General features: G+C 59.2%; 24 protein-coding genes. 9 read left to right on the forward strand and 15 right to left on the reverse strand.

Annotated elements, in window-relative coordinates; all coding sequences use genetic code 11:
* Window positions 1-459: amidase (locus tag RTS12_RS14695; protein WP_312529824.1), on the reverse strand; the 459-nt coding region annotated here is incomplete at its 3' end.
* A complete protein-coding gene (gene gatC, locus RTS12_RS14700) occupies window positions 456-743 on the reverse strand; it encodes an Asp-tRNA(Asn)/Glu-tRNA(Gln) amidotransferase subunit GatC (RefSeq protein ID WP_312529826.1) in 288 nt (95 codons plus the stop codon). The genes gatC and RTS12_RS14695, both read right to left, overlap by 4 nt.
* On the opposite strand from gatC, the gene RTS12_RS14705 reads away from it, so the two are divergent.
* Together RTS12_RS14705 and RTS12_RS14710 are read left to right on the forward strand one after the other, a co-directional pair.
* Window positions 742-1,761 carry an AEC family transporter gene (locus tag RTS12_RS14705; protein ID WP_312529828.1) on the forward strand — a complete coding sequence of 340 codons (1,020 nt, stop codon included), beginning with the start codon at window positions 742-744 and terminating at the stop codon, window positions 1,759-1,761. The genes gatC and RTS12_RS14705 overlap by 2 nt on opposite strands.
* A gap of 23 nt (window positions 1,762-1,784) precedes the next feature.
* Window positions 1,785-2,477, forward strand: a complete 693-nt coding sequence (locus RTS12_RS14710; protein WP_312529830.1) for a metal-dependent hydrolase — start codon at window positions 1,785-1,787, stop codon at window positions 2,475-2,477.
* A gap of 98 nt (window positions 2,478-2,575) precedes the next feature.
* Here RTS12_RS14710 and RTS12_RS14715 read toward each other — a convergent pair whose 3' ends face one another.
* From RTS12_RS14715 to RTS12_RS14775, 13 genes are all read right to left on the reverse strand, one after another.
* A complete protein-coding gene (locus RTS12_RS14715; RefSeq protein ID WP_312529832.1) occupies window positions 2,576-2,743 on the reverse strand; it encodes a hypothetical protein in 168 nt (55 codons plus the stop codon).
* A 137-nt stretch (window positions 2,744-2,880) separates the two neighbouring features.
* A complete protein-coding gene (locus tag RTS12_RS14720; RefSeq protein ID WP_312529834.1) occupies window positions 2,881-3,660 on the reverse strand; it encodes a succinate dehydrogenase iron-sulfur subunit in 780 nt (259 codons plus the stop codon).
* 97 nt (window positions 3,661-3,757) lie between these two features.
* Complete coding sequence (locus tag RTS12_RS14725) at window positions 3,758-3,982, reverse strand: hypothetical protein (protein ID WP_312529836.1); 225 nt, start codon at window positions 3,980-3,982, stop codon at window positions 3,758-3,760.
* Between the two features lie 97 nt (window positions 3,983-4,079).
* Window positions 4,080-4,454: a hypothetical protein gene (locus tag RTS12_RS14730; RefSeq protein WP_312529838.1), complete on the reverse strand. Its 375-nt coding sequence runs from the start codon at window positions 4,452-4,454 to the stop codon at window positions 4,080-4,082.
* A complete protein-coding gene (gene sdhA, locus RTS12_RS14735; RefSeq protein WP_312529841.1) occupies window positions 4,454-6,256 on the reverse strand; it encodes a succinate dehydrogenase flavoprotein subunit in 1,803 nt (600 codons plus the stop codon). Before sdhA ends, RTS12_RS14730 begins: the two co-directional genes overlap by 1 nt.
* 8 nt (window positions 6,257-6,264) lie before the next feature.
* Window positions 6,265-6,654: a succinate dehydrogenase, hydrophobic membrane anchor protein gene (locus tag RTS12_RS14740; RefSeq protein WP_312529843.1), complete on the reverse strand. Its 390-nt coding sequence runs from the start codon at window positions 6,652-6,654 to the stop codon at window positions 6,265-6,267.
* Window positions 6,655-6,666: 12 nt separating this feature from the next.
* Window positions 6,667-7,059, reverse strand: a complete 393-nt coding sequence (sdhC, locus tag RTS12_RS14745) for a succinate dehydrogenase, cytochrome b556 subunit (RefSeq protein WP_312529845.1) — start codon at window positions 7,057-7,059, stop codon at window positions 6,667-6,669.
* A gap of 191 nt (window positions 7,060-7,250) precedes the next feature.
* Window positions 7,251-7,907: a DUF4344 domain-containing metallopeptidase gene (locus RTS12_RS14750; RefSeq protein ID WP_312529847.1), complete on the reverse strand. Its 657-nt coding sequence runs from the start codon at window positions 7,905-7,907 to the stop codon at window positions 7,251-7,253.
* Between the two features lie 71 nt (window positions 7,908-7,978).
* The gene (locus RTS12_RS14755; protein WP_312529849.1) at window positions 7,979-9,028 is read right to left on the reverse strand and encodes a MaoC family dehydratase; all 1,050 of its coding nucleotides are present in this window, start codon (window positions 9,026-9,028) and stop codon (window positions 7,979-7,981) included.
* Window positions 9,029-9,037: 9 nt separating this feature from the next.
* The gene (locus RTS12_RS14760) at window positions 9,038-9,244 is read right to left on the reverse strand and encodes a DUF1737 domain-containing protein (RefSeq protein WP_312529851.1); all 207 of its coding nucleotides are present in this window, start codon (window positions 9,242-9,244) and stop codon (window positions 9,038-9,040) included.
* Between the two features lies 1 nt (window position 9,245).
* Entirely contained in the window at window positions 9,246-9,797 is a 552-nt protein-coding gene (locus RTS12_RS14765) for an NnrU family protein (RefSeq protein ID WP_312529853.1), read from the reverse strand.
* Window positions 9,798-9,839: 42 nt separating this feature from the next.
* Complete coding sequence (locus RTS12_RS14770; RefSeq protein ID WP_312529855.1) at window positions 9,840-10,682, reverse strand: CoA ester lyase; 843 nt, start codon at window positions 10,680-10,682, stop codon at window positions 9,840-9,842.
* Window positions 10,683-10,803: 121 nt separating this feature from the next.
* A complete protein-coding gene (locus RTS12_RS14775) occupies window positions 10,804-11,544 on the reverse strand; it encodes a sulfite exporter TauE/SafE family protein (protein ID WP_312529857.1) in 741 nt (246 codons plus the stop codon).
* Between the two features lie 268 nt (window positions 11,545-11,812).
* Between RTS12_RS14775 and mdh the strand changes: the two genes are divergently transcribed.
* The 7 genes from mdh to RTS12_RS14810 form a co-directional block, all read left to right on the forward strand.
* Window positions 11,813-12,775: a malate dehydrogenase gene (gene mdh, locus RTS12_RS14780; RefSeq protein ID WP_312529859.1), complete on the forward strand. Its 963-nt coding sequence runs from the start codon at window positions 11,813-11,815 to the stop codon at window positions 12,773-12,775.
* A 372-nt stretch (window positions 12,776-13,147) separates the two neighbouring features.
* Window positions 13,148-14,341: an ADP-forming succinate--CoA ligase subunit beta gene (gene sucC / locus RTS12_RS14785; protein WP_312529861.1), complete on the forward strand. Its 1,194-nt coding sequence runs from the start codon at window positions 13,148-13,150 to the stop codon at window positions 14,339-14,341.
* Window positions 14,341-14,898, forward strand: coding sequence for a hypothetical protein (locus RTS12_RS14790; RefSeq protein ID WP_312529863.1), 558 nt, complete (start codon window positions 14,341-14,343; stop codon window positions 14,896-14,898). The genes sucC and RTS12_RS14790 overlap by 1 nt, the downstream gene beginning before the upstream one ends.
* Before the next feature lie 7 nt (window positions 14,899-14,905).
* Window positions 14,906-15,790 carry a succinate--CoA ligase subunit alpha gene (gene sucD / locus RTS12_RS14795; protein WP_312529865.1) on the forward strand — a complete coding sequence of 295 codons (885 nt, stop codon included), beginning with the start codon at window positions 14,906-14,908 and terminating at the stop codon, window positions 15,788-15,790.
* A gap of 162 nt (window positions 15,791-15,952) precedes the next feature.
* Window positions 15,953-16,279, forward strand: coding sequence for a hypothetical protein (locus RTS12_RS14800; RefSeq protein WP_312529867.1), 327 nt, complete (start codon window positions 15,953-15,955; stop codon window positions 16,277-16,279).
* A gap of 174 nt (window positions 16,280-16,453) precedes the next feature.
* Window positions 16,454-19,426 (forward strand): 2-oxoglutarate dehydrogenase E1 component, encoded by a 2,973-nt coding sequence (locus tag RTS12_RS14805; RefSeq protein ID WP_312529868.1) that lies wholly within the window; start codon window positions 16,454-16,456, stop codon window positions 19,424-19,426.
* Between the two features lie 3 nt (window positions 19,427-19,429).
* A partial coding sequence (locus RTS12_RS14810; RefSeq protein WP_312529871.1) for a biotin/lipoyl-containing protein occupies window positions 19,430-20,218 on the forward strand: 789 nt, incomplete at its 3' end.

Genomic DNA, 20,218 nt, shown 5'->3' on the forward strand with positions numbered 1-20,218 from the left:
GGGCGTCAATTCGCGCGCGTCGATCTTCCAGGGGTTGACCGCCTTGCCATAGATGCTGGTCTCGTTGGACGAGCCCATGGCGAATTCGTCCATGTTCAGCTTGCCCAACATGACCGCGCCCGCATCCCAAAGGTTCTGGGTCACGGTGGATTCGTATTCGGGCTTGAACCCTTCCAAAATCGCACTGGCCGCTTGCGAGTTCACGCCCTTGGTGCAGAAAAGATCCTTGATCCCCAAGGGGATGCCGCACATTGCCGGCGCGTCGCCCGAAGCCAGACGACGATCTGCCGCAGCGGCCATCTCGCGGGCGATTTCCGGGGTTTTATGCACATAGGCATTCAGCTTATCCGCAGCGTCGATCGCGCCCAGGCAAGCATCGGTCAGTTCGACCGAAGTGATATCGCGGGCACGCAGACGGTCGCGGGCCTCGGCGATGGTCAGTTTATTCAGATCGCTCATTCCACCACCTTCGGCACTGCGAAAAAGCCCTCGCGCGCGTCGGGCGCATTGGCGAGGATACGGTCCTGCATTTCGCCGTCAGTGACGACATCCTTACGCCGCTTCAGGCGCATCGGTTCGACCCCGGTCATTGGTTCGATACCTTCGACATCAACTTCATTGAGCTGTTCCATGAAGTGAAGAATGCCGTTCAGCCCCTCTGCCAGCGCAGGCAGGTCGGCTTCGTCGACCGCAATGCGTGCCAGATGCGCGACCTTGCGGGCTTCATCCTGAGTGATCGCCATGGTGGTTCCTTTCGCTTGGCGTCGGTTTACCGCCCGTGGCGTTTCGGGGCAAGCACTTGCAACCATGGATGCGATTGACGCCGAGCGGCGCTCGGCGCAGGTTGCCCGCATGTCAGCAACCTCCGCCGTCCTTCCCGTCGCGCTCATCGTTTTGATCGGCTATTTTGCCCGCCGCAGCGCCATCGTTCCCGCCTCGGCCTGGCCCGGCGTCGAAATTTTCTGCTATCGCGTCCTTTTTCCGGCCGTGATGATGATCTCGGTCTATCGCGCCGATCTGACCTGGGCCCGCGTCGGCCCGTTTGGCATGGCATTAATGGCGACCACCGGCCTTGGTGCTTGCCTTGTCTTTGCCCTGAAATTTGCGCTGAGACTGCCCAATCCCCGATTCACCACGATGTTTCAGACCGTGACACGCTGGAACGCCTTTGTCGGCATGGCGCTGGCCACGGGATTATTGGGCAGCAAGGGCATCGGGCTGATTTCGGTGGGCATGGCCTTTCTGATTCCGATCATCAACGTGGTGAACGTGTCGATCATGGCAATCTGGGGCAGCGGGCGCGCCCATCCCCTGATCATCATCAAATCCATTCTTGGCAATCCGCTTATTCAAGGATGCATGGCGGGGCTTGTCTTGAATTTGGGCGCAATCGCGCTGCCCGCCCCCGCGGCCGAGGCGATCAATATGATTGGCTCCGCCGCCATTGCTGTCAGCCTGCTGATCGTGGGTGCCGGAATTCAAATCGACCGTTTGCTGTCACTCTCGCCCGAGCTGATCCTTGCCGTTACCTCGCGCCTGTTGCTGATGCCCGTTATCTTCTGGGTGATCGCAAGCTATCTGGGCCTGTCGCATGATCTGATGATCGCCGGGATTTTGGTCACCGCCGCGCCCACCGCCGCCAATGGCTATATCGTGGCACGTCAGATGGGCGGCGACGCTGATCTTTACGCCGATATCCTGACTTGGCAGACTGTATTGGCGGTGATCACGATCCCCTTTGTCCTTTCCCTGCTGGCGTGATGCCATAATCCAAGGAGCATCTGATGAAACTGACCTGGCTTGGCCATTCGGGCTTTCGTCTCGAAATCGAAGACGCGGTCATTTTGATCGACCCCTGGCTTTTGGGAAATCCGGTCTTTCCCGAAGAGCGACGCGACGAGGCCGTGGCAGGCGCGACCCATATCCTGATCACCCATGGCCATGGCGATCATACCGGCGATGCTTTGGCCATTGCCCGGGCGCAGAAAATTCCCGTTGTCGGGATCTATGATCTGATCACGACATGGCAAACGCATCAGGAAATCCAGGGGATCGGCTTTAACAAAGGCGGCACGGTTGATCTGGGCGGGGCCAAAGTCACAATGGTGAACGCCAGCCATTCCTCGTCGATCGAAGGCTCAGAAGGGCCGATCTATGCGGGGCACGAATCGGGCTACATGATCGCAGGCGAGGGCCATGTGATCTATGTCTCGGGCGATACCGACATCATGGCCGACATGGGCTGGATGGGGGAATATCACGCCCCTGATATCGGCATTCTGTCGGCGGGCGGGCATTTCACCATGGATATGCAGCGCGCGGCTTGGGCCGCCAAGAAGTACTTCAATTTCAAGACGCTCGTGCCCTGCCATTACAAGACCTTTCCGCTGCTTGCGCAGGATGCCGAGCCGTTGAAAGCGGGCCTGCCGGGCGTCAATGTGATCGAGCCCGAGGTCATGGTCGCCATCACCCTCTAACCACCGGTATTATCGACCGCAGAACGGAAAATGCGGCGCCAGCCACAGGCCGCGCCGCATTTTTCCAATCAAAAACCATAGGCCTTTTGAAACAGGCCTTAGGCAGCTTTCTTCAGATCGCTTGCTTCTTGCGGCATCAGCTCGAAGCTGAAATAGCCGAACATTTGTTCCAAAACCGCCAGACTTGGCTGAGCCTCTACCCGATTGGCGGGTGCGACGCGTGCAATCTGCTGCGAAATTTCGGTGGCATCGATACGTTTTGCCATGGTGATCTCCGTCTCAGAATGGCTTCCCATTACGACAGAGAGATAATGCTGCAGTGCAGAAATTTCTAGTGAAGCGACGTGGCGTCAAAGGGCGGATCAGGGCATGGCAGCCCTGATCCTTATGCAAGGCTGACCGATCAGACGATGCGATCGACCATCATATGCTTGATCGAGGCAATGGCCTTGGCGGGGTTCAAGCCCTTGGGGCAGGTATTGGTGCAGTTCATGATCGTGTGGCAGCGATACAGTTTGAACGGATCTTCCAAATCGTCCAAACGCTCGCCCGTCGCCTCATCACGCGAATCGATGATCCAGCGATAGGCCGCCAGCAGCGCCGCAGGGCCCAGATATTTGTCGCCATTCCACCAGTAGCTGGGGCACGAGGTCGAGCAAGACGCGCACATCACGCATTCATAAAGGCCATCAAGTTTCTTGCGATCCTCGATCGACTGGCGCCATTCCTTGTCCGGCGTCGGCGTCTCGGTCATCAGATAGGGCTGAATCGAGGCGTGCTGGGCATAGAAATGCGTCAGATCAGGAATAAGATCCTTGATCACCGGCATATGCGGAAGGGGATAGATATTCACATCGCCCTTGACCTCATCAATGCCGAAAATACAGGCCAGCTTGTTGCCACCGCCGATGTTCATCGCGCAAGAGCCGCAGATCCCCTCGCGGCACGAGCGGCGAAAGGTCAGCGTCGGGTCAATTTCATTTTTGATCTTGATCAGCGCGTCCAGCATCATCGGACCGCATTTATCAAGGTCGATGAAATAGGTATCCAGCCGTGGATTTTCGCCGGTATCGGGGTCCCAACGGTAAATGTTGAACCGCTTCAGGTTCTTGGCGCCCTCGGGCTTGGGCCAGGTCTTGCCGACCCGGATGCGGGAGTTCTTGGGAAGATTGAACTGGACCATTGGGGTCACTCCTGGTGGTCAGACCGCCGCCAAGCGGGGTTCGAAATTTCTGTCGCAACCGGCATGCGAAACTTGACGGCCGTCAGGCCTTGCCGGATCACTTTCCGCCCCAGCCGGGCTGATCATATAGCGGGCGCGTCGGCATCTGCCCCGAGCGTTTCATCACGCAACGCGCATAAACTTCGGCGGGATCACGTCCCATAAAGGCATCGGCTGACATGCCGACCGAGACATAGCCGCCGCGCAGACCATGGTTGCCGACGCCAAAGCCCACCTCGGTTTTCGGCCCGGCGCTGCTTTCATATGCAGCGCCGAGGCACATTTTTTCTGCCTGAGCGACCGGCACAGGCGGCTGGGTACAAGCAGAAAGCATTGTCAGCCCCAGCCCATATGCCGCCCATGTCCAGCGCCCGCGCATTTTAGACCGAGGCCTTCGCAGCAGCCGCTGCGCGCGCGATGCATTGCGAGGTCGCCGGACGGCCAACCACCGCAGCAACCGCATTGCTGACATTGCCACCCGCAGCGCTTTGGCGCCCGATGTCTGCCAGCTCGGCGGCCGAAGCATTGTCGATGACGCAATCTGTGTAAGGCGAAACGTTCGCCCCCGGCAGACGGCGTGCCATCTCGCGATTGACGGCCAGACGCGCGGCGGATTGCGCGACAGTGGGCACCGACGGGACCGGAGCGGTCACGACGGGCGGCGGCGTTACGGGCAGAGCATTCGGATTTTGCACAACGCAACCCGACAACGCCAGCGCGCCAGCAGTTAGAACCAGTGGAAGACGAAAACGCATCAATAAACCCTCGCTTTTGGTGCGATCTTTTTCAGATCGATCCCGCCCTCATCCTGAGCCGTCAAAGGTTCAAGGTGAACGGGCCGATAGGCCAGTTTAACCGTGTTGCCCTCGACCCATGCAAGCGAATGCTTACGCCAGTTGGCGTCGTCCCGCTCAGGGTAGTCTTCATGCGCATGTGCGCCGCGGCTTTCCTTGCGAGCCTCGGCGGCAACAATCGTCGCCAAAGCGTTCGGCATCAGGTTGGTCAGCTCGAGCGTTTCCATCAGATCGCTGTTCCAGATCAGGCTGCGATCCGTGACCTTAAGATTGTCCAGCTTTGCCGCGATCGAGGTCATGCGCTCGACGCCTTCGGCCAGCGTTTTATCGGTGCGGAACACCGCCGCGTCGGCCTGCATCGTGCGCTGCATCTCTAGGCGCAATTCGGCGGTCGAGATCGAACCATTGGCGTTGCGCAAAGCGTCGAAACGAGCCAGCGCCTTTTCGACTTCGGCGACGTTGGTGGTCGGCACGGGGGCTTCGCGGTCAACGACCTGACCTGCCTTGATGGCAGCAGCCCGGCCAAAGACCACAAGGTCAATAAGCGAGTTCGAGCCCAGACGGTTGGCACCATGTACCGAGGCGCAACCCGCCTCGCCCACAGCCATCAGACCGGGGAAGACCGCATCGGGGCTGTCCTGGGTCGGGTTCAGCACCTCGCCCCAATAGTTGGTGGGAATACCGCCCATATTATAGTGAACGGTCGGCAAAATCGGGATCGGCTCGCGGGTGACATCGACACCAGCAAAGATCTTGGCCGATTCAGAGATCCCCGGCAGACGTTCATGCAGCGCCTCGGGCGGAAGGTGCTGCAGGTTCAGGAACATGTGGTCCTTATGCTCGCCCACACCACGCCCCTCGCGGATCTCGATGGTGATGCAGCGTGAGACCACATCGCGCGAGGCCAGATCCTTATAGGTCGGGGCGTAACGCTCCATGAAGCGCTCGCCTTCGGAGTTGGTCAGATAACCACCCTCGCCGCGTGCGCCCTCGGTGATGAGGCAGCCCGAGCCATAGATCCCGGTCGGGTGGAACTGCACAAATTCCATATCCTGAAGCGGCAGACCCGCACGCGCCACCATACCGCCACCATCGCCGGTGCAGGTATGGGCCGAGGTTGCGCTGAAATAGGCACGGCCATAACCGCCCGTGGCCAGCACCACCATTTTGGCATTGAAGACATGAATGGTGCCGTCATCCAGCTTCCAGCAGACGACGCCCGTGCATTTCCCGTCGGTGATGATCAGGTCCAGCGCGAAATATTCGATAAAGAACTCGGCTTTTTCTTTCAGCGACTGGCCGTAAAGCGTGTGCAAAATGGCGTGACCGGTACGGTCAGCCGCGGCACAGGTGCGTTGCACCGGCGGGCCTTCGCCAAATTCGGTGGTGTGGCCGCCAAAGGGGCGCTGATAGATCTTGCCCTCTTCGGTCCGCGAGAAGGGCACGCCATAGTGCTCCAGCTCGTAAACGGCTTTGGGCGCTTCACGTGCGAGATATTCCATCGCATCGGTATCGCCCAGCCAGTCCGAACCCTTGACCGTGTCATACATATGCCACTGCCAGTTGTCGGGGCCCATATTCGAAAGCGAAGCAGCAATGCCGCCCTGGGCTGCGACTGTATGCGAACGGGTCGGGAAAACCTTGGTCACGCAAGCCGTGCGCAACCCCTGTTCAGCCATGCCAAGCGTGGCGCGCAGACCCGCACCGCCAGCACCCACCACGACCACGTCATAATCATGCGTTACGTAAGGATAAGTAGCCATGTGGGACCTCAGACCAGAGCGATCGCACCCAGCCCCATACGGGCGAGTGCATAGACAGCGACGGCAATAACCGTCCAGCTGAAAATGACCGAGAAAATGATCGCGGCTTTGCGCGCGCCGTGATCAAGATAGTCATCGATCATGATGCGGGTGCCGCGGATGAAATGAAGCATGCCGACGATGATGAACATCGCGACAATGATTGCCGGGATCGGGCGACCGAAATAGGCGATCACGCCCTCTCGCGGCAGGCCGATGGCATGGGCGACGACCAGCATGAAACACGGCGTCAGGATGAGCAAAGCCACCGCCGTCACCGTCATGAACCAATGATCCTGGGTGCCGGTATGCGAGGCGCCAAGCCCCTCGGCTGCCTTACGCGGAGTGAGATAACGCATGGTTTTTCCTCCTCAGAGCGCAAAGAACAAGATGAGTGTGATCAGCGCCAGCACCACCGAAGCCGCGATGATCGCAACACTGGATTTGCGCGCGGATTCGATCTCAAGGCCGATGCCCGCATCATAGAAAAGATGGCGCAGACCAGCGAGCAGGTGGTACCACAAGGCCCACATCGAGCCGGTCAGGATGATGAAGCCGATCCACGAGCGCACCACCCAATCCGCGCAGGCAAAGGCGCGATCCGAGGTTACGGCTGCGGCAAGCCACCATACCAAAAGAAGGATACCCGCAACCAGCGCATGGCCGGTGATACGTGTCATGATCGAGGTAATCGCCGCAATAGGAAGACGATAGACCTGCAAATGGGGGGACAGCGGCCGGTTGCCCCGGTTGACGTCGGCCATGATGCGCTCTCCTGCGTTGTCTCAGGTGCTTAGCCTATGACCCGCCGCCACGTCGCAGCTGGCGGGAGGGGCTGGCTGAAAAATTGATTTGGTTCTAGCGCTTTTGTCGCAGGTGTCATCAGCCGAGGCCGGACATTCCCCTAAGAAACGGTGTTTTTACATTTTTGTGATCACACGATCTAGCCTCGTGATCACAGATCCGCATCTTTGGCCAGCTCGCCCAGCCAGTCGGCATATTCCCGACAAATTCTGATTTCCTTCTTACCCGGATCGTAGAAGGCATTCGCCTCGCCACAATCATCCAGCGAAACGCGGATCTTGACCGGCAGGGCCAAAAGCGCATTCACGGCCCGGACCTCTTCGGCGATGATTTCAGCGACCCGATCCTCGACCTTTCCCGAAAAGCGAAGCGCCTGCCCCGGTGCTGCATCGACGGCATCTTGCAGATAGGCAAACCAACTGCCCCATGCCTGCTGATATTCCTCGGCGCAGGTTTCGGCGCGCGCAGAGGGCAGATCAAAGTCGCTGGCGAACTCACCGCGCTGATCTGGATCGGCGCCGTACCACAGGCAGACTGTATTATAATAGCGTTGCAGATCATGGCCGTGGACGTCCCAGAAGCTGGGTTCATCCTCATCGGATTGGGCCGCAGATAACCCCCATGCCAAGGCCGTATTCTGGGCCAGAGCAAGGGCCGAGTCGGGTTCCCAGATCTCATCAAGAAGCAGAACCGACAAGGTGTCTGCCGCATCTTCCTCGCGGCCAAGCACCGGCAGATCCAATGTATCGATCAGCGCATGGCCCAGCTCATGATAGAAGGTACTGACAAGATTTGCTTCTAGAAACAAATCCTGCGCCTCGCTTTGCGCGAATACGGGCCTGGCCCAAAGGGCGAGAAACACCAGCCCGAGGGCGCGAATCAAGTGGGTATGAATGACCAGTAATCCAAATCCAGCAAAATCTCTGGCAGGTACTTACCATCCGAAGTCTTAATTTTTTCCCCACCAGCGACAAAGCCGTGACTGCTGCCCTTATGCGCAACGGTACGCAGGCGGATCGCACCGACGCCCGGCATCGCGGTCGTGGCAAGGTCCAGAACCTGGGAAAAGGCGCGAACCGTATCCCCAGAAAAACAAGGATTTGCATGGGCGCCGCTGTTCAAGGCCGCCAGCATCTGGGCATTGGCAAGACCGTTGAAGCTGAGCGCGCGCGCAAGGCTGATGATATGCCCGCCATAGATCAGCCGCTTGCCATCTTCACGGAAGGTCGCATCGAAATGCACCTTGGCGGTGTTCTGCCACAGGCGCGTGGCCAGCATATGCTCGGCCTCTTCGATGGTGGTGCCATCGATATGATCGATCATCTCGCCGATCTGGTAATCCGACAAACGATAAGGCTCGCCTGCCAAAACGAAGTCATAATTGTTGAAATTCAAGCCTTTTGGCAGGATCAAATCTGTCGGCGCGACGGCGGATGCCAGCTGGGGCACATGGGCTTGGGGCGCGGGCGCATCCAGCCGCCCCTTTCGCACCATCACCCAGCGCACATATTCAAGCACCGTCTGATCATGTTGGTTCACGCCCCGCGTACGAACCCAGACGACGCCGGATTTCCCATTCGAGTTTTCCTTGAGCCCAATCACTTGGGATGTCGCATGCAAGGTGTCGCCGGGCCAAACCGGCAGCAGCCAGCGCCCCTCGGCATAGCCCAGATTGGCAACGGCATTCAGGCTGATATCGGGAACGGTCTTACCAAAGACGATGTGAAAGGTGATCAGATCATCCATCGGCGCGCCATCAAGGCCGCAATGGCGCGCGAATTGATCGCTTGAGTGTAACGCATGCCGGGCCGGATAAAGCGCTTGGTAAAGCGCCCTTTCCCCCCCCGAAATCGTGCGAGGCACGGCATGGGGAATGGTCTCTCCGAGAGAGTAATCCTCGAAAAAGCGGCCCGGATTTGTCTTGCTCATTTGATCCCTTTATTGCTGCCCCAGCTTCATTTCCGGGCTGTATTCGGCATCAACTTCCTTGGTGACGGCCTGCGCACAGCGCATGACGCCGCGCGCGGCATCAAAGGAAATCGACGGGCTGCCATGCAAGACCCAGCCCTTGGACAGAGCAAGCGAGACTTTGTGGCAAAATTCCGAGGTGTCATCCTCGGTAAGCAGGCGGTAAATCGTGGTCATGTCAGCCTCCGAAAGGGTTGGGGCCCAGAACGCTGTGGATCAGGCCGACGACAACCATGACGACGACCGCGCCAAGCAGGGCCATTGCCTCTTTGCGCCAGATCACCGGCTGGGTCGAGGGCTGCCAGCCCGGTTCAGCACGGTTGATCACCACCATTTCGACCCCAGCCCACAGCAAAAGCCCGCCAAAAAGGACGAAAGACGGCAGATCACCATTCACGATCAGATGGGCAAAGGCCCAAAGCGAAAAGCCGATCAGCTGCGGGTGGTGCAGCCGACGCGCCAAACCGGTTTTCATGCCATCGGCGGCGAAAAACCAGAAGGCCGCAACCATCAGCAGATTGTTGATGCCTTTCAGCGCGGGCGTGGGCCCCCACCAATAAGGCCCGTCAGCCATGCGATAGCCGATAATCATCAGAAGGACTGAAATCACAAGCAGACCGGCGAAAATGCCTTTGCCTTTGCTTCCGATTGCTGCGCGTTGGGCTGGTGCGACGCGCTTGAACAGATGGGCAGCCCACCAAAGCGCGACACCAAGAATGAGGATCAGCATGGGGCTTGTCCTTTTGGCTGGATGTCGATCACGCCCAATCTGTCACTCGCTGCGCATCAGGGCAATCGCTTCGGCGCGCGCCAGTGTCGCACGCGCCGTTTCCACATGCAGGTTTTCCACGATGCGGCCATCGACGACGGCGACGGCCTTGCCCTCGGCGATCGCCGCGTCATAGGCCGCAATATGGCGCCGCGAGATCTCGACCTCGGCTGCTGAGGGGGCAAAAACCTCATTGGCGATGGCCAGCTGCGCCGGATGGATCAAGGTCTTGCCGTCAAAGCCCAGATCGCGGCCCTGTTCGCATTCAAAACGCAACCCCTCATCATCCTTGAAGGCGTTGAACACCCCGTCGACGATGATTTTGCCATGCGCTTTAGCGGCCAGAAGGCACAGGCCCAAGCCCGCCTGCATCGGCAAGCGATCAGCCCGAAAGCGGGCATTCATCTCTTTGGCCAAATCATTCGTTCCCATGACCATCCCCTCAAGGCGCGGATGAGCGGCAATGGCGCTGGCATTCAGCATGCCTTGCGCTGTTTCCATCATCGCCCAAAGTGGGGTGTCGGGGATCAGGGTCGCAACGCGGTCAAGATCGGATGGGGCGCTGACTTTCGGGATCAAAACGGCATCGGCACCCACGGCAAAGGCCAGGGCATCATCACTGCCCCATTCTGTATCCAATCCGTTGATGCGCACGATCCGGCGGCGCGCGCCGTAATCGGCCTGCAATGCCTGTGCCAGCAGGCCACGCGCCCCGACCTTTTCCGCAGGTGCGACCGCATCTTCCAGATCAAAGATGATCGCATCAGCGCCAAGGTTCTGCGCCTTTTCCATCGCACGACTATTGGCAGCGGGAATATACAGGACAGAGCGGTAAGGACGGGTCATCGCGGGCCTCTGAGCAATAATGTTGCGCAACGCTGCCCTGATGCGATGCAAATGGCAAGTTTAAACTTGCTGCGTCGCGGCAAATTTGCCCGCGCCCTTGGCCAAATACCGGGGATAGCTGCTAGATTGCGGCCCAGATCAAGCGGATCGAAACCAGCAGAAGCATCCAGGTGATCAAATTGTAAAAGACAGTCGGCGACATGCGCTTGACCAGCCAGATCCCCAGCTGAACCGATAAAAGCGCCGGGATTGTCAGGATCGCTGCGACCTTCAGGTTATCGGCCGAAAGCTGGCCCAGCATCGCATAAGGGATCAGCTTGATCCAATTGCAGATCGCAAAGAAGATCGTGGTCGTGCCCGCATAGGTCATCGGCGACATCTTCAGCGGTTGCGCATAGACCTGATAGGGCGCGGCCCCGGCATGGGCAACGAAGCTGGTATATCCGGCGACCCCGCCCCAGACCGTGCCCCTTGCCCAATCAGCCTGGCGCGCCGAGGCCTGGTCGCGCCGCTTCCACAATGCGCTGATGGCAAAGGCCAATCCGATGACACCGACGACCAGCTCGACCGTTTGATCGCTGACCTGACTAGAGGTGGCCCAGCCCAGAAAAATTCCGAAAATCGCGCCGGGCATCAGTCGGATCAGCACTTTCATGTCGAAATTGCGCCGATAGGCGATCAGACCGCCCAGATCCGAAATGACATAAACCGGCAACAGCATCCCCGCCGCCTGGATTGGTGACATCGCCAAGGCCATGACCGGCACCGAGATCACCCCGACCATGCTCAGGCCGCCCTTGGCCAGCCCGACCGAGATCGCAGCAATCACAGCCAGAACCCATGCCCAAAGCCCCATATCCATGCCGGTCCCTACTCTATCTGCCGCTTGAGATGCGCGAAGCCCGAACGGATCGCCACGCCGACTCTGTGAACCCCTGGATTTGCCTTCGCAACCGTTTCGGGCTGGTTTTTGGGCTTCTGTCGTGACGAAACCCTAGAAAAAAGCCGATTTGCTATCAGATTCGTGAAAATGTTAGCGACAAAACTGGCTGCATACGCAGGTATACAGACTTGCGATTTCGATTCTAACACACTAGGCCATCGAAGCATCATTCCCTATGGAGGATCCCATGGCCCGACCCAAGATTGCACTCATCGGCGCGGGACAGATCGGCGGTACGCTGGCGCATCTGGCTGCGATGAAAGAACTCGGCGATGTCGTTTTGTTCGATATTTCCGAAGGCACCCCCCAAGGCAAAGCCCTGGATATCGCGCAATCGGGCCCGTCCGAGGGCTTTGACGCGGTCATGAAAGGCACCAATGACTACGCCGATATCGCGGGCGCCGATGTTTGCATCGTCACCGCAGGCGTTCCACGCAAGCCGGGCATGAGCCGCGATGACCTGCTGGGCATCAACCTGAAAGTCATGAAATCCGTTGGCGAGGGCATCAAAGCCCATGCGCCGAACGCCTTTGTGATCTGCATCACCAACCCGCTGGATGCGATGGTCTGGGCGCTGCAGCAGTTCTCGGGCCTGCCCGCGAACAAGGTTGTCGGCATGGCTGGCGTTCTGGATTCGGCACGTTTCCGTCACTTCCTGTCGCTGGAATTCGACGTTTCGATGCGCGATGTCAGCGCATTCGTTCTGGGCGGCCATGGCGACACGATGGTCCCGCTGGCCCGTTATTCGACCGTTGGCGGCATCCCGCTGCCGGATCTGGTCAAAATGGGCTGGACCACGCAGGAAAAACTGGATGCGATCATCCAGCGCACCCGCGACGGCGGCGCAGAGATCGTTGGCCTGCTGAAAACTGGCTCGGCCTTCTATGCACCGGCAACCTCGGCGATCGAGATGGCAGAAGCCTATCTCAAGGATCAAAAGCGCGTGCTGCCCTGTGCGGCCTATGTCGATGGCGCCTACGGCCTTGACGGTCTTTATGTCGGCGTGCCGACCGTGATCGGCGGCAACGGCATCGAAAAAGTCATCGCGATCTCGCTGAACGCCGATGAGCAGGCGATGTTCGACAAATCGGTCGACTCGGTCAAAGGCCTGGTTGCTGCCTGCAAAGAGATCGACCCCTCGCTGGCCTGATCCCGACGCGTAAATTGACCAGGCCCCCCGCAGCCATGCGCCACGGGGGGCCTTTTCTTTTCAGCCATGCCTCCCCTTGCCGGGATGGCGGCCACGCCCCCTGCCCCTGCCCAGGCAGCACCTTGCGGATGATGGAATTCTGGCCCCGATCTGCCTGCGGCAATCGCGCCCGTCAAAGTCGGGATTCTTATGCCCGCACCCTAGGTTTTGCTGCTTGCGCGAACCGGATTGAATTTTGTGATCACAGTCTCTGAGGGTGTGATCGCAAATCTGGGTTTATCGGCAGATTTCCCCAATTCGCCTCACAAACCATTTCATACCTTGACCGCCATGTGTCACAACCCTGCCAACCGAATTTCGCGGGGGATCACGATGAACATTCACGAATACCAGGCCAAGGCACTGTTGCGCCAATATGGCGCGCCGGTCAGCGAAGGCCATGCCGTGACCAAGGCTGACGAAGTCAAAGCAGCTGCCGGTCAGCTTGGCGGGCCGCTTTGGGTCGTTAAGGCGCAAATCCATGCGGGCGGCCGCGGCAAGGGCCATTTCCTTGAAAAGGAAGCAGGCGAAAAGGGCGGCGTCCGGCTGGCAAAATCCGTCGCAGAAGCCGAAGAGCTTGCGCGCCAGATGCTGGGCCGCACGCTGGTCACCCATCAGACCGGCCCTGCCGGCAAGCAGGTGAACCGCATCTATATCGAGGATGGCAGCGACATCGCACGCGAGCTGTACCTTGCTTTGCTGGTTGACCGTCAGACCTCGCGCGTCAGCTTTGTTGCCTCGACCGAAGGCGGCATGGATATCGAAGAAGTCGCAGCCAACACCCCGGAAAAAATCGTCAGCTTCAGCGTCGATCCGGCGTCGGGCCTGTCGGATTTCCACGGCCGCCGCGTCGCTTTCGCACTGGGCCTTGAGGGCAATCAGGTCAAGCAATGCGTGGCTTTGGTCAAGAACCTCTATCGTCTTTTCATCGAAAAAGACATGGAGATGCTCGAGATCAACCCTTTGATCGTCACCCCCGATGGCAATATCAAAGCGCTCGACGCCAAGATGGGCTTCGACAATAACGCGCTTTACCGCCACGCCGACATCGTCGCGCTGCGCGATGAAACCGAAGAAGATCCGAAGGAACTTGAGGCGTCGAAATACGACCTCAACTACATCGCGCTTGACGGTGAAATCGGCTGCATGGTGAACGGTGCAGGTCTGGCGATGGCCACGATGGACATCATCAAGCTTTACGGCGCCGAGCCCGCGAACTTCCTGGATGTTGGCGGCGGCGCCACCAAAGAGAAAGTGACCGAGGCGTTCAAGATCATCACCTCGGACCCGAATGTCAAAGGCATTCTGGTCAACATCTTCGGCGGCATCATGCGCTGTGACATCATCGCGGAAGGCATCATCGCCGCCGTGAAGGAAGTCGGCCTGCAGGTTCCGCTGGTCGTGCGCCTTGAAGGCACCAACGTCGAGTTGGGCAAAGATATCATCGCCAAAAGCGGCCTGAACGTGATTGCGGCAGACGACCTGTCGGATGCGGCCAAGAAGATCGTCAAAGCGGTGAAGGGCTGATGAAACAGCTGGGTCTTGCAGCGAATCCCAAAGCAAAATCAAAGGCAACTTGGTTCGCCTTTGCTGGTTTGGCGATTGTGGCTTTTATGAGCTATCGCTCCGAGATTCTCCGCTGGCTTGAACCGGCACCGGAACAAGTTTCAGCCGAACTTGCAGCATCTGTCTTTGCCGATGGCTGTCTGGAGGGTTTGGCTGAAGACTGGGCTGAGACTGCGAGGAAGATGGAGGATTACGGTTTGAATACCGACGTGCAGCGCAACGTTGTAAGCGCGTCACGCCGTCGGGCAGACCGATCAATCAGCTATGTCGTCCAGTCAATGCCCCAGCAGTGCCTTGTTACTGTGTATACGCCGGATCAGTCAGGGGTCTTCAACCAAATTCGCGAGTATCTGAAACAAAACTATACTGTCGACGAATGGGCAGAATTGGATTTGCCAGGCTTTACGGTGGAAGGGTCCCAAAACGCCCTTTTGGAAACTCCGGATAAAAAGCTACTGATAACCGTTCTGCCCGCGACCCCTCAGGGGTTTGTCGCTCTGTTGGCAACGAAAGGATAAAGCCAGTATGGCCGTTCTTGTAGATAAAAACACCAAAGTCATCTGTCAGGGCATCACCGGCTCGCAGGGGACCTTCCACACCGAACAAGCAATCGCTTACGGCACGAAAATGGTCGGCGGCGTAACGCCGGGCAAAGGTGGCTCCGAGCATCTCGGCCTGCCCGTGTTCAACTCGGTCCATGAAGCCGCAGCCGTCACCGGCGCGAATGCTTCGGTGATCTATGTGCCGCCGCCGTTCGCAGCGGATTCGATCTTGGAAGCCATCGATGCGGAAATCCCGCTGATCGTCGCGATCACCGAAGGCATTCCGGTTCTGGACATGATGCGCGTCAAGCGCGCGCTGGTGGACAGCAAATCGCGCCTGATCGGCCCGAACTGCCCCGGCATCATGACCCCGGATGAATGCAAGATCGGCATCATGCCGGGCTCGATCTTCCGCCGTGGTTCGGTGGGCGTTGTCTCGCGTTCGGGCACGCTGACCTATGAAGCCGTCAAACAGACCTCGGATGTGGGCCTTGGCCAATCCTCGGCTGTTGGCATCGGCGGCGACCCGATCAAGGGCATGGAACACATCGACGTCTTGAAGATGTTCCTTGAGGATCCGGAAACCGAATCGATCATTATGATCGGCGAAATCGGTGGCTCGGCTGAAGAAGAGGCCGCGGAATTCCTGGCCGAGATGAAGAAGAAAGGCGTTTGGAAACCCACCGCCGGCTTCATCGCGGGCCGTACCGCACCTCCGGGTCGTCGCATGGGCCATGCCGGTGCGATCGTCTCGGGCGGCAAGGGTGATGCAGAATCGAAGATCGAGGCCATGAAAAAGGCCGGGATCATCGTGGCGGATAGCCCGGCAGGTCTGGGTGACGCGGTTCTGAAGGCAATCGGAAAGTAAGACTTTTGACTTAGTCGCAGCCTCTACCTAAGTTAGAGGCTGCCTCAGTCCCTGTGAGTGGATAACGTGTTTGAGATTGCACAACGCCGCAAAGGACTTGCCGCTTTTCGTATGAAGGCGGAACACAAAAGCGCTCGCCCCGCGCATTGGGGCGTGCACGCGATGATTTCTGCGGTGGCCTTGACGGCCCTGCTTTCGGCCTGTGGCCGCGCCCCCACCGATGAGATTTTGCGCGGCGGCGTACCGGCCCGCACCGATCTGCATCAGGCATCGGCGATGCCGCCCGAGGCCATTCGTTCCGTGGCGCGCAAGGATGCCGGTTGGCGTCTGATCTATCACCCCGCCCGTGCGCCTGCCGATGCCGAACAAGCCGCTGCCGCGGCCTTGTGCGGGCTGGAAAAAAAGCGCCCCGAACAACTTGTCGTTTTGCCGATGACCGCCCCCGAGGATGACCCCGGTGCGCGGATGATCGACGTGATTTGCGGATAGGGCCATGCGACGCAATCCGCCCTCACTTTACCAACTCTGCCAGTTTCCCTCGGCGGCCGTACCCTTTGGTGCGACTGTCGTGACTTTCAACGTCCCGAACGCCATGGGCGCACAGATGCAGCCCAGCCAACCCGGCTCTGCCCCTTGCAGAGCACAACCGACCAAGGTTCTGCCATGAACGATCAATCCCCCGGCGGCAATGCCGCTTTCCATGACTCGTCTTTTTTGCAGGGTCAGAATAGCACTTATGTCGAGCAACTTTACGGTCAATGGGCGCAGAACCCCGCGAGCGTAGATGCGGCATGGGATGCATTCTTCGCCAGCCTCGGGGATGATCCGCAAGCGGTTCAGCGCGAAGCGCAGGGTGCAAGCTGGACCCGCGCAGACTGGCCGCCGATGCCCTCGGATGAGAACACCTCGGCGCTGACCGGCGAATGGCCGATGTCCTCGAAAGAAGAGGCCAATGCCGCGCTTGGCAAGATCGCGGGCAAGGCTGCCGAAAAAGGCGTATCGCTAAGCGATGACCAAATGCGCCGTGCGGTGCTGGATTCGATCCGGGCGCTGATGCTGATCCGCGCCTTCCGTATCCGTGGCCATCTCTTTGCCGATCTGGACCCGCTGGGACAGCGCGAGATGCCGCAGACGGGCGAGCTTGACCCCGCGACCTATGGTTTTGGGCCCAATGACCTGGATCGCCCGATCTTCATCGACAACGTGCTTGGCCTGCAGATTGCGACCATGCGCCAGATCGTCGATCTGATGAAGCGTACCTATTGCGGCACCTTCGCGCTGCAATACATGCATATTTCCGACCCCGAGCAAGCCGCCTGGTTGAAAGAGCGCATCGAAGGTTACGGCAAAGAGATCCAGTTTACCCGCGAAGGCCGTCGCGCCATTCTGAACAAGCTGGTCGAAGCCGAGGGTTACGAAAAATTCCTTCATGTCAAATACATGGGCACCAAGCGCTTTGGCCTTGATGGTGGCGAAGCGCTGATCCCGGCGATGGAGCAGATCATCAAGCGCGGCGGTGCGCTTGGCGTTAAAGATATCGCCATCGGCATGCCTCACCGTGGCCGTTTGTCGGTTTTGGCCAATGTGATGTCCAAACCTTATCGCGCGATTTTCAACGAATTCCAGGGCGGCAGCTTCAAGCCCGAAGATGTTGATGGCTCGGGCGATGTGAAATACCACCTTGGCGCATCGGCAGACCGTGAATTTGATGGCAACACCGTTCACCTGTCGCTGACGGCCAACCCCTCGCACCTTGAGGCGGTCAACCCGGTGGTTCTGGGCAAGGTCCGTGCCAAGCAGGACCAGCTGAACGACACCGAAAACCGCACCGCAGTGCTGCCGATCCTGCTGCATGGCGATGCGGCCTTTGCAGGCCAAGGCGTCGTCGCCGAATGTCTGCAGCTTTCGGGCATCAAGGGCCACCGGACCGGCGGCACCATCCATATCATCGTGAACAACCAGATCGGCTTCACGACCGCGCCCAGCTTCTCGCGCACATCGCCCTATCCGACCGATATCGCTCTGATGGTCGAGGCGCCGATTTTCCACGTCAATGGTGATGACCCCGAAGCGGTGGTCCATGCTGCGAAAGTCGCGACCGAATTCCGTCAGCTGTTCCACAAAGACGTGGTCATCGATATTTTCTGCTACCGCCGCTTTGGTCACAACGAAGGCGACGAGCCGATGTTCACCAACCCGGCGATGTACAAAAACATCAAGGCGCACAAAACCACGCTGCAGCTTTATACCGAACGTCTGGTGGCCGACGGGCTGATCCCCGAAGGCGAGATCGAGGATATGAAGGCGGCCTTCCAGGCAACGCTGAACACCGAGTTCGAAGCAGGCAAGACCTTCAAGCCGAACAAGGCCGACTGGCTGGATGGCAAATGGTCTGGCCTGACCATCGAGCCCGAGGAATATCACCGCGGCGAAACCGCAATCTCGCCCGAGCTGATGGCCGAGGTCGGCAAGGCTCTGGTGACCGCGCCTGCGAACTTTGATCTGCATAAAACCGTTGGCCGTCTGCTTGAAGCCAAGCAAAAGATGTTTGAGACCGGCGAGGGCTTTGACTGGGCAACCGGTGAGGCGCTGGCCTATGGTTCGCTGGTTGCCGAGGGGCATCCGGTGCGTCTGGCGGGTCAGGATTCGACCCGTGGCACCTTCTCGCAGCGTCACTCGGCCTTCATCGATCAATCCACCGAAGAACGCTTTTACCCGCTCAACAACATCAAGCCGGGTCAGGCCCGCTACGAGGTCATCGACTCGATGCTCTCGGAATATGCGGTGCTGGGCTTTGAATATGGCTATTCGCTGTCCGAGCCCAATGCGTTGACCCTGTGGGAAGCCCAGTTCGGCGATTTCGCCAACGGCGCGCAGATCATGTTCGACCAGTTCATTTCCTCGGGCGAAAAGAAATGGCTGCGCATGTCGGGGCTGGTGATGCTCTTGCCGCATGGCTTCGAGGGTCAGGGCCCCGAGCACAGCTCGGCCCGTCTTGAGCGCTTCTTGCAAGGCTGTGCGGAAGATAACTGGATCGTGGCCAACTGCTCGACCCCGGCGAACTACTTCCACATCCTGCGCCGCCAGTTGAAGCGGAACTTCCGCAAGCCGCTGGTCTTGATGACGCCGAAATCGCTGCTGCGCCATCCGCTTGCAGTCTCGACGGCCGATGAATTCACCATCGGCTCTGGCTTCCACCGCGTGCTTCTGGACGATGCCGAGCGCGGCAAGGTCGACTTCAAACTGGCAGCCGACGACAAGATCAAGCGCGTCGTCATCTGCTCGGGCAAGGTCTATTACGACCTGCTGCAGGCGCGTAACGCCGCAGGTGCGGACAATGTCTATATCCTGCGTCTGGAACAGTTCTATCCGTTCCCGGCCCAGTCGCTGTCGCGCGAACTCGAGCGTTTCAAGGATGCCGAGATCGTCTGGTGCCAGGAAGAGCCCAAAAACCAGGGCGGCTGGACCTTTGTCGAGCCCAATCTGGAATGGGTTCTGGCCCGTATCGGCGCCAAGCACACGCGGCCGCGTTACGTTGGCCGGGCGGCTTCGGCCTCGGTCGCGACCGGACTTGCATCGCGTCACAAGGCTGAACAGGAAGCGCTGGTCCACGATTCGATCACGCTTGGGGAGTAACTGATGGCCGTTGAACTTCGCGTTCCCGCCCTAGGAGAATCCGTCGCAGAGGCGACCGTCTCGACCTGGTTCAAGAAACCAGGCGAGCGCGTCGCAGTTGATGAGATGATCTGCGAGCTGGAAACCGACAAGGTGACGGTTGAAGTGCCGTCACCTGTCGCCGGAACGCTCTTAGAAATCGTTGCGCCCGAAGGTCAAACGGTCGCGCCAAATGCATTGCTTGCGCAAATCGCCGAGGACGGCAACGCAGGCCCAGAAGAAATGCTGCCCCGCCAACAGCCGGCAGCACAGCCAAACGAAGGACAAAGCAACATGAGCGGAAAAGCCGTCGACTTGATGGTGCCCACCCTGGGCGAAAGCGTGACCGAAGCGACCGTCGCGACCTGGTTCAAAAAAGTCGGCGATCACGTCAATCAGGACGAGATGCTGTGCGAACTTGAAACCGACAAGGTCTCGGTCGAGGTTCCTGCGCCGGTTTCAGGGGTATTGGCCGAAATTTTCGCCCCCGAGGGCACGACCGTCGACGCCAAAGCCAAACTGGCCGTGATCACCGAAGGCGCAGCCGGCTCGGTCAGTGCAGCAGCTCCTGCTGCTTCGGCACCTGCCGCCACTGTCTCGGCACCTGCCGCCGCTACGGGTCGCGCCGATGTCGAGGATGCCCCTTCGGCCAAGAAAGCCATGGCAGAAGCCGGCATTTCGCGTGATGCAGTCGCGGGTTCGGGCCGCGATGGTCGCGTGATGAAAGAAGACGTGGCCCGCGCCGCAGCCGCCCCCGCGGCAGCACCGGCAGCC

The organism is Paracoccus sp. (in: a-proteobacteria), assembly GCF_032007265.1.
GTDB lineage: Bacteria > Pseudomonadota > Alphaproteobacteria > Rhodobacterales > Rhodobacteraceae > Paracoccus.

Excerpts from the sequence above, each read along its gene's own strand:
- RTS12_RS14705 (WP_312529828.1), top strand. The coding sequence starts at position 742 with ATGGTGGTTCCTTTCGCTTGGCGTCGGTTTACCGCCCGTGGCGTTTCG.
- gatC (WP_312529826.1), bottom strand. The coding sequence starts at position 743 with ATGGCGATCACTCAGGATGAAGCCCGCAAGGTCGCGCATCTGGCACGC.
- RTS12_RS14710 (WP_312529830.1), top strand. The coding sequence starts at position 1,785 with ATGAAACTGACCTGGCTTGGCCATTCGGGCTTTCGTCTCGAAATCGAA.
- RTS12_RS14715 (WP_312529832.1), bottom strand. The coding sequence starts at position 2,743 with ATGGCAAAACGTATCGATGCCACCGAAATTTCGCAGCAGATTGCACGC.
- RTS12_RS14720 (WP_312529834.1), bottom strand. The coding sequence starts at position 3,660 with ATGGTCCAGTTCAATCTTCCCAAGAACTCCCGCATCCGGGTCGGCAAG.
- RTS12_RS14725 (WP_312529836.1), bottom strand. The coding sequence starts at position 3,982 with ATGTGCCTCGGCGCTGCATATGAAAGCAGCGCCGGGCCGAAAACCGAG.
- RTS12_RS14730 (WP_312529838.1), bottom strand. The coding sequence starts at position 4,454 with ATGCGTTTTCGTCTTCCACTGGTTCTAACTGCTGGCGCGCTGGCGTTG.
- sdhA (WP_312529841.1), bottom strand. The coding sequence starts at position 6,256 with ATGGCTACTTATCCTTACGTAACGCATGATTATGACGTGGTCGTGGTG.
- RTS12_RS14740 (WP_312529843.1), bottom strand. The coding sequence starts at position 6,654 with ATGCGTTATCTCACTCCGCGTAAGGCAGCCGAGGGGCTTGGCGCCTCG.
- sdhC (WP_312529845.1), bottom strand. The coding sequence starts at position 7,059 with ATGGCCGACGTCAACCGGGGCAACCGGCCGCTGTCCCCCCATTTGCAG.
- RTS12_RS14755 (WP_312529849.1), bottom strand. The coding sequence starts at position 9,028 with ATGAGCAAGACAAATCCGGGCCGCTTTTTCGAGGATTACTCTCTCGGA.
- RTS12_RS14760 (WP_312529851.1), bottom strand. The coding sequence starts at position 9,244 with ATGACCACGATTTACCGCCTGCTTACCGAGGATGACACCTCGGAATTT.
- RTS12_RS14765 (WP_312529853.1), bottom strand. The coding sequence starts at position 9,797 with ATGCTGATCCTCATTCTTGGTGTCGCGCTTTGGTGGGCTGCCCATCTG.
- RTS12_RS14770 (WP_312529855.1), bottom strand. The coding sequence starts at position 10,682 with ATGACCCGTCCTTACCGCTCTGTCCTGTATATTCCCGCTGCCAATAGT.
- RTS12_RS14775 (WP_312529857.1), bottom strand. The coding sequence starts at position 11,544 with ATGGATATGGGGCTTTGGGCATGGGTTCTGGCTGTGATTGCTGCGATC.
- mdh (WP_312529859.1), top strand. The coding sequence starts at position 11,813 with ATGGCCCGACCCAAGATTGCACTCATCGGCGCGGGACAGATCGGCGGT.
- sucC (WP_312529861.1), top strand. The coding sequence starts at position 13,148 with ATGAACATTCACGAATACCAGGCCAAGGCACTGTTGCGCCAATATGGC.
- RTS12_RS14790 (WP_312529863.1), top strand. The coding sequence starts at position 14,341 with ATGAAACAGCTGGGTCTTGCAGCGAATCCCAAAGCAAAATCAAAGGCA.
- sucD (WP_312529865.1), top strand. The coding sequence starts at position 14,906 with ATGGCCGTTCTTGTAGATAAAAACACCAAAGTCATCTGTCAGGGCATC.
- RTS12_RS14800 (WP_312529867.1), top strand. The coding sequence starts at position 15,953 with ATGATTTCTGCGGTGGCCTTGACGGCCCTGCTTTCGGCCTGTGGCCGC.
- RTS12_RS14805 (WP_312529868.1), top strand. The coding sequence starts at position 16,454 with ATGAACGATCAATCCCCCGGCGGCAATGCCGCTTTCCATGACTCGTCT.